Consider the following 6,631-nt stretch of genomic DNA (forward strand, 5'->3'; position numbering starts at 1 on the left):
AGGACGATCGCGAAAACGAAGAAGCCGTGGTGGAATCCGGCCACGTAGATCGATGCGGCCCCGGCCACACCCTGGCACAGCGCGATGACGAACTGGCCGCTGACGGTGCCGCGCACCATCGCGCCCGCCTTCTGCAGATACAGGTCGGTGACGTCCTCGCCGAGCGGGTTCAGCCGACCGATCAGCGTCCGCATTTTCTCGCGGTTGACCAGCAGCGCGACGAAGACGTAGAGAAAGACGACGGCCGAGGCGATGGCTCCTGCGATGCCGCCGACCGCGCCCTGCAGAAAATGCAGCAGCCATTCACCCGCGTTGCGTGCCACGGTCAACATCGCCTTGCGCAGCATCTCCGTGGTGATCGTGACGTGCGCGAACGGAATTCGGGCCGTGACATCGTTGACGAACCGTAGAGTCTTCTCGCCCAGGCCGCTGGGGCCGGTCGTTTGGACCCAGCCGGTGATGCCGTCGACCATGCGCGAAATCTGCACGATAGCCAGCCCGACCAGCAGGCCGATCGGCACGATGACGCTGGCCAGCGCGCAGAGCAGGGTGCACGCGGCCGACAATCCGGTCCCCAGGCGTCTGGTGAACCACGCGAACAGTGGCGTGAACAGGTACGCCCCGACAGCGGCCACCACGATGAGCACGAAGTAGTCGCGCAGGAAGTACGCACCGAACAGCAGCGCGATCACCGTGGTGATCGCGAGGGCACGCTTTTGAGTGAGCGTGAATTCGGTGTTCACCCGGACCGCCTCCGCATCGCCGCTGAGCGCAACCTTAAACCCCGGTGGTCGGCGTCGGCGGTGTCCGCACGGGCGCGCACTCAGGCGTCGTCAGCCTCGCCGGCGGCAAGCGCGTCCTCGATGCGCCGCCGGGCGCCGGCCAAGTGCTCCTCACAGCGTCGTGCCAGCTGTTCGCCCCTCTCCCACAACTGCAACGACGCGTCGAGGTCCAGTCCGCCCTGCTCCAGGAGCCGCACGACCTCGATCAACTCGTCTCGGCATGCCTCGTAGCCGAGCTCCCTGATGGGCGTAACCGGCCGATCCTGCCCGTCGTCGTCAGGCCCGTCGTCGTCAGGCTTGTCGTCGTCAGGCTTGTCGTCGTCAGGAACCATCTGTGCTCCCCTCGCTCACCGCCACCACGGCGCCGTCGGCGATCCGTACCCGCAACCTGGTGCCCGCGGGTGCGTCGTGGACCGACCGGAGCACCGCCGCGGGCCCCGCGTCCGGCACGGTCTGCACCACCGCGTAGCCGCGGGCCAGGGTGGCCGCCGGTCCCAGCGTCGCCAGCCGCGCGCGCAGGTGTCCGATGCGCTCCGTCTCGGCGGTGACCAGGCGGGTGATGTCGCGGCGTACCGCTGAGTGCGCGCGGTGGACCTCCTCGGCGCGAGCCGTGAGCGCGCGCAGCGGCTCGGCCAGCACCGGGCGGCTGCGCAACTGGGCCAGCAGCCGCTGTTCCCGGGACACCCAGCTGCGCAACGCCTGCGCGCTGCGCAATCGCAGCTCGTCGACCAATCGCTGCTCGGCGGCGGTGTCGGGAACCACCCTCTTGGCCGCGTCGGTGGGGGTGGCGGCGCGCACGTCGGCAACCAGGTCGCACAGCGGGTTATCTGGTTCGTGGCCGATGGCGCTGATGACCGGCGTGCGGCATGCCGCGATCGCGCGGCACAGCGTCTCGTCGGAAAACGGCAGCAGGTCCTCGACGCTGCCGCCGCCGCGGGCCACCACGATCACGTCGACCTCGGCGTCGCGCTCGAGTTCCCCCAGCGCCTCGACGATCTGCGGGACGGCATTCGGCCCCTGCACGGCGGTGTTGCGCACGGCGAAGCGGACCCCGGGCCAGCGCGCCCGCGCCACCGTGGTCACGTCGTGTTCGGCGGCGCTGGCCCGGCCGGTGATCAACCCGACCACGTTGGGCAGGAACGGCAGCGGCCGCTTGAGCCGGGGATCGAAAAGCCCTTCGGCCTCCAGCAGGCGGCGCAGCCGTTCGATGCGGGCCAGTAGCTCACCGATGCCGACGGCGCGAATCTCGCTGAGCCGCAGGGAGAATGTGCCTCGCCCGGTGTAGAAGGACGGCTTGCCGCATACCACCACCTGGGTACCTTCGGCCAATTTCACCGGCGCACCGAGCACCAGGTCACGCGGACAGGTCACGTTCAACGACATGTCGGCGGCCGGGTCGCGCAGCACCATGAAGACGGTTCTGGAGCCGTTCCGCATGGTGATCTGGGCGAGCTGTCCCTCCACCCAGACCGTGCCCAGCCTGTCGATCCAGCCCGCGACCCGGATGGCCACCGCGCGCACCGGGAACGGGTTCTCGGCCGAGTTCTCCTGCGCATTCGGGGCGCGAGTCACTTGGCGTTCGCGCGGGTGATCCTGTTGGCGAGCAGCGTCTGGAACGGCGCCCGGGCCTTGGTGGCCTGCTCGTAGGCCAGCAGGGTTTCTAGTTCCTCGACGCTCAGCGATGGCAGCCGCGCACGCAACTGCGCCAGCGTCAGCGTCGCGTAGCCGATGTCGGCCGCCACCGACGGCCCCGAATCCGCCGATCCGCCCGCGGGTCGCGTGGACTGCCCGCCGGCCTGGCGCGGCGCGTCGGCAAGCCCCGCCCCGGCGGCTTCATTCACCGAGTACAGCGCGAACCGCCCCTCGGTCAAGCGCTCGCTACCGCCGCCGTCCGGGCTCGGCGGGCCGTCGAGCAGGCCCACCGCCGACTCGGCGGCGCCGGGCTCATCCTCGTCAAATGTCGCCCACCCCGGCTGATCCTCCCGCGGGGGAAAGATCGACTCCAGTGTGCTGTCACCCTTGATCACCAGCTCGGCCAGGTTCTGCTGGAACCGCATCACGACCTGAGCGGCCTGGCTGACCAACGTGATCGGGTACATCAGGATGGTCTTCGGCAATCTGATCGTTTCCTCGACGGCGACCGTCGCCGCGCCGACCAGCAGCCGAACCCCATACGGTGCAACAGACATGGGTCCAAGACTGCCTCAACCGGCGGCCAACGCCAAGCCCGGCGGCGCGGCGCGGCGGCGGGCATGTGCCCTTCGGGCCGGCGAAACGTACCCTGAGTGTCATGCCACCGACTGTCGACATGGGGATCCCCGGTGCGTCCGTGACCGGGAGGTCGGTAGCCGACGACCCGGCCCGCAAACGGGTGCTCCTGGCGGAGCCGCGCGGCTACTGTGCGGGTGTCGATCGGGCCGTCGAGACGGTCGAGCGGGCGCTGGAACGCCACGGCGCCCCCGTTTACGTGCGGCACGAGATCGTGCACAACCGACACGTGGTCGACACCCTGCAGCAGGCCGGTGCGGTGTTCGTGGACGAAACCGACCAGGTCCCCGAGGGCGCCATCGTGGTGTTCTCCGCGCACGGCGTCGCGCCGACGGTGTATGCCGCGGCCGCCGAACGCAACCTGCAGACCATCGACGCCACCTGCCCGCTGGTGACCAAGGTGCACAACGAGGCGAGGCGGTTCGCCCGCGACGACTACGACATCCTCCTGATCGGCCACGAGGGTCACGAGGAGGTCATCGGTACCGCCGGGGAGGCGCCCGAGCACGTGCAGCTGGTCGACGGGGTTTCCGCGGCAGACAACGTCACCGTGCGTGACGAGAACAAGGTTGTCTGGCTGTCCCAGACCACGCTGTCGGTCGATGAGACGATGGAGATCGTCGAGCGGCTGCGGCAGCGGTTCCCGAACCTGCAGGATCCCCCCAGCGACGACATCTGCTATGCCACTCAGAATCGTCAGGTGGCGGTCAAGGCGATGGCGCCCGAGTGCGAGCTCGTCATTGTCGTCGGGTCGGCCAATTCGTCGAATTCGGTGCGGCTGGTCGAAGTGGCCCTGAGCGGCGGCGCGCGGGCCGCTCACCTGGTCGACTGGGCCGACGACATCGACCCGGCGTGGCTGGAGGGCGTCACGACGGTGGGTGTCACCTCGGGTGCGTCAGTCCCGGAGGTGCTGGTGCGCGGAGTGCTGGAGCGGCTCGCCGACAGCGGCTTCGACGTGGTGCAGCCGGTGACGACGGCGCAGGAAACGCTGGTGTTCGCCCTGCCCAGGGAAATCCGGCCCAGGGAAATCCGGCCCAGGGAAATCCGGCCCAGGGAAATCCGGCCGGGCAGGCAGGGCTCTTAGACGTCCCAAACCCGTTAGACGTCCCAAACCCGTTAGACGTCCCAAACCCGTTACGTCCTACTCCCAGGATTCGCTGGTGGACCGGTTGTTGGACCGGGACCCAGGGCGGTACCGGCCGCTCGGCTCGGCCCTCGACTCGTCCACGGGTGCGTCCGCGCGGTAGCGGACCTGCGATATCGGGTGATGGTAGGAGCCCGCCCCATTGGCGGGCCGGCGCCGCCTCGGTTCGTGGGCCGGGTCATGGCGGTCGTACTGCTCGGGCGTCCCGTAGCGCGCGGGCGCCCCGGGCGGGTCATATCTGTCGTAGCCGTCGAAGCGGCTGCTGCGCGGCGCCGAACGCTCGTAGGGGTTGCGGCGTTGTCGCGGCTCGCGGCGGGACTCCCCGGGTGGCTGGTGGTCGCGCGGGTCCGGGACGGACTCTGGCCGTGGGCGGCGCCGTGCGCGGCGCGGACCCTCGGCGGCGTCGTGATCGCGCGTCGCTGCCTCGCCGCGGCGCCGTGCGCGGCGCGGACCCTCGGGTCGCACGCCCAGCTCGTCGTCGAGTGGATGTCTGGCGGTGCGGGAGCGGGTGCGAGTGCTGCGCGTCGTCCCAGCAGCACCGCGCGTCGCTCGTCGGCGAGTGGCCGGGGCGCCGCCCGCGCGGCCCCGGCGTGCGCCCGAGGAGCGTGCCGCGTCGGCGGCCTCACCGTCGGACTCGTCCCCGTGGTACTCGTCCCCGCCGGACTCGGGGCGCAACAGCGAGCGCAGCCTGACGGCGATGTCGTTGAGGAAGTTGAGGAAGGAGCGTGCGCCCCGCGCCGAGGCGTCCGTCGCGGCGTCGGCCGTGTCGGCCTGGGACGTCAACCGGTGCGACACCCCGAAGTACCACCGGAGCAGCCCGATCAGCAGGACGCCGCCGGCGGTGCCCAGCATCAGCGGGAACCGCTCGATGAGCGGGTAGCCGCAGTTCACCAGCACGTCTTTGAGGTGTCCGATCTTGCCCCCGTGGAACAGCCAGTAGGCGCCCGGTACCGCACAGAACAGGATCAGCGGCGGTTGGATGATCGCGGTGAACAGGTCCTCTTGCCGCACGGCCAGTACCGCTGCCACACAGCCGGCGATGTAGAAGCCGGCGAAGACGTGGGTCAGCTCCTTGTGGCCGGCGTCGATCCCGTAGCCGATCGCTGTCGCGGTGACGGCGATGAGCAGGCCAGTCCACCAGCGCACACCTGGGATGTTGGGGTGAGCCGAGCGATGGGCGGTCTCCACCGCCGAGCCTCCCCGCTGTGCTGACACACGTCGACCGTACCGGCAATGACCCGAAAGAGGCGTATCTCGCGGGGTGCGGCCCGGGCGTGCCATCTGTGATCCTTCTTTCTTGAGCTTCCTTCTTCAGCTGTCTTGTGCCGGTGAATCCGCGGCGGGCCGGCGCCGACGCAGAGCCTAGACTTGGCTCCCTGTGAGCCTGAGCCTGGGAATCGTGGGTCTGCCCAACGTCGGCAAGTCGACGCTGTTCAATGCGCTGACGCGCAACAATGTGGTGGCGGCCAACTATCCGTTCGCGACGATCGAACCGAACGAGGGTGTGGTCGCGTTGCCCGATTCGCGGCTGGACAAGCTGGCGCAGATGTTCTCCTCCGAGCGCATCGTGGCGGCGCCGGTCACCTTCGTCGACATCGCGGGTCTGGTCAAGGGAGCGTCCGAGGGGGCCGGGCTGGGCAACAAGTTCCTGGCCCACATCCGCGAGTGTGACGCCATCTGCCAGGTGGTGCGGGTGTTCGCCGACGACGACGTGACCCACGTCGCCGGGGCGGTGGATCCCAACTCCGACATCGAGGTGGTCGAGACGGAGTTGATCCTGGCCGATTTGCAGACCCTCGAGCGCGCGCTGCCCAGGCTGGAGAAGGAAGCGCGCACCAACAAGGAGCGCCGGCCGGTATTCGAGGCGGCGGTGAGCGCCCAGCAGGTGCTCGACGGCGGCACGACGCTGTTCGGCGCGGGAGTCGACGCCACGCTGCTGCGCGAGCTCAACCTGCTGACCACCAAGCCGTTCCTCTATGTGTTCAACGCCGACGAGTCGGTGCTGACCGACCCCGCGCACGTCGCGGAGTTGCGCGCGCTCGTCGCACCGGCCGACGCGGTGTTCCTGGACGCGGCGATCGAAGCCGAGCTCAACGAGCTCGACGACGAATCAGCCGCTGAACTGCTCGCGTCGATCGGGCAGAGCGAGCGCGGCCTGGACGCGCTGGCCCGCGCCGGTTTCCACACGCTCAAGCTGCAGACCTTCCTGACGGCGGGCCCCAAGGAGGCGCGGGCGTGGGTGATCCACCGGGGCGATACCGCGCCCAAAGCGGCCGGGGTGATCCACACCGACTTCGAGAAGGGTTTCATCAAAGCCGAGATCGTGTCCTACGACGACCTGATGGCCGCCGGCTCGATGGCGGCGGCCAAGGCGGCCGGCAAGGTGCGGATGGAGGGCAAGGACTACGTCATGGCCGACGGCGACGTGGTCGAGTTC

General features: G+C 69.6%; 6 protein-coding genes and 1 pseudogene. 2 read left to right on the plus strand and 5 right to left on the minus strand.

The genetic code is table 11. The features are described from left to right. The 4 genes from AC2VOK_RS08370 to AC2VOK_RS08385 all read right to left on the minus strand — a co-directional run. On the minus strand, positions 1-743 hold a 743-nt coding region (locus AC2VOK_RS08370), incomplete at its 3' end, for an AI-2E family transporter (protein ID WP_428900060.1). 80 nt (positions 744-823) lie between these two features. Beyond that, positions 824-1,114, minus strand: coding sequence for an exodeoxyribonuclease VII small subunit (locus tag AC2VOK_RS08375; RefSeq protein ID WP_428900061.1), 291 nt, complete (start codon positions 1,112-1,114; stop codon positions 824-826). Further along, positions 1,104-2,354, minus strand: coding sequence for an exodeoxyribonuclease VII large subunit (gene xseA / locus AC2VOK_RS08380; protein ID WP_428900062.1), 1,251 nt, complete (start codon positions 2,352-2,354; stop codon positions 1,104-1,106). Before xseA ends, AC2VOK_RS08375 begins: the two co-directional genes overlap by 11 nt. Beyond that, complete coding sequence (locus AC2VOK_RS08385) at positions 2,351-2,971, minus strand: lipid droplet-associated protein (protein WP_428900063.1); 621 nt, start codon at positions 2,969-2,971, stop codon at positions 2,351-2,353. The genes xseA and AC2VOK_RS08385 overlap by 4 nt, the downstream gene beginning before the upstream one ends. Positions 2,972-3,072: 101 nt before the next feature. Between AC2VOK_RS08385 and AC2VOK_RS08390 the strand changes: the two genes are divergently transcribed. Further along, positions 3,073-4,134: a 4-hydroxy-3-methylbut-2-enyl diphosphate reductase gene (locus tag AC2VOK_RS08390; protein ID WP_428900064.1), complete on the plus strand. Its 1,062-nt coding sequence runs from the start codon at positions 3,073-3,075 to the stop codon at positions 4,132-4,134. Positions 4,135-4,917: 783 nt separating this feature from the next. Here the strand turns inward: AC2VOK_RS08390 and AC2VOK_RS08395 are convergent. Beyond that, a pseudogene (locus tag AC2VOK_RS08395) lies at positions 4,918-5,409 on the minus strand (DUF6542 domain-containing protein); the annotation flags it as partial. A gap of 163 nt (positions 5,410-5,572) precedes the next feature. Between AC2VOK_RS08395 and ychF the strand changes: the two are divergent. Next, on the plus strand, positions 5,573-6,631 hold a 1,059-nt coding region (gene ychF, locus AC2VOK_RS08400; RefSeq protein ID WP_428900065.1), incomplete at its 3' end, for a redox-regulated ATPase YchF.

This window comes from Mycobacterium sp. TH-M116 (assembly GCF_057473685.1).

Bases quoted from the DNA above. Each gene is read 5' to 3' on its own strand.
- AC2VOK_RS08375 (WP_428900061.1), bottom strand. From the start codon at position 1,114: ATGGTTCCTGACGACGACAAGCCTGACGACGACAAGCCTGACGACGAC.
- AC2VOK_RS08385 (WP_428900063.1), bottom strand. From the start codon at position 2,971: ATGTCTGTTGCACCGTATGGGGTTCGGCTGCTGGTCGGCGCGGCGACG.
- AC2VOK_RS08390 (WP_428900064.1), top strand. From the start codon at position 3,073: ATGCCACCGACTGTCGACATGGGGATCCCCGGTGCGTCCGTGACCGGG.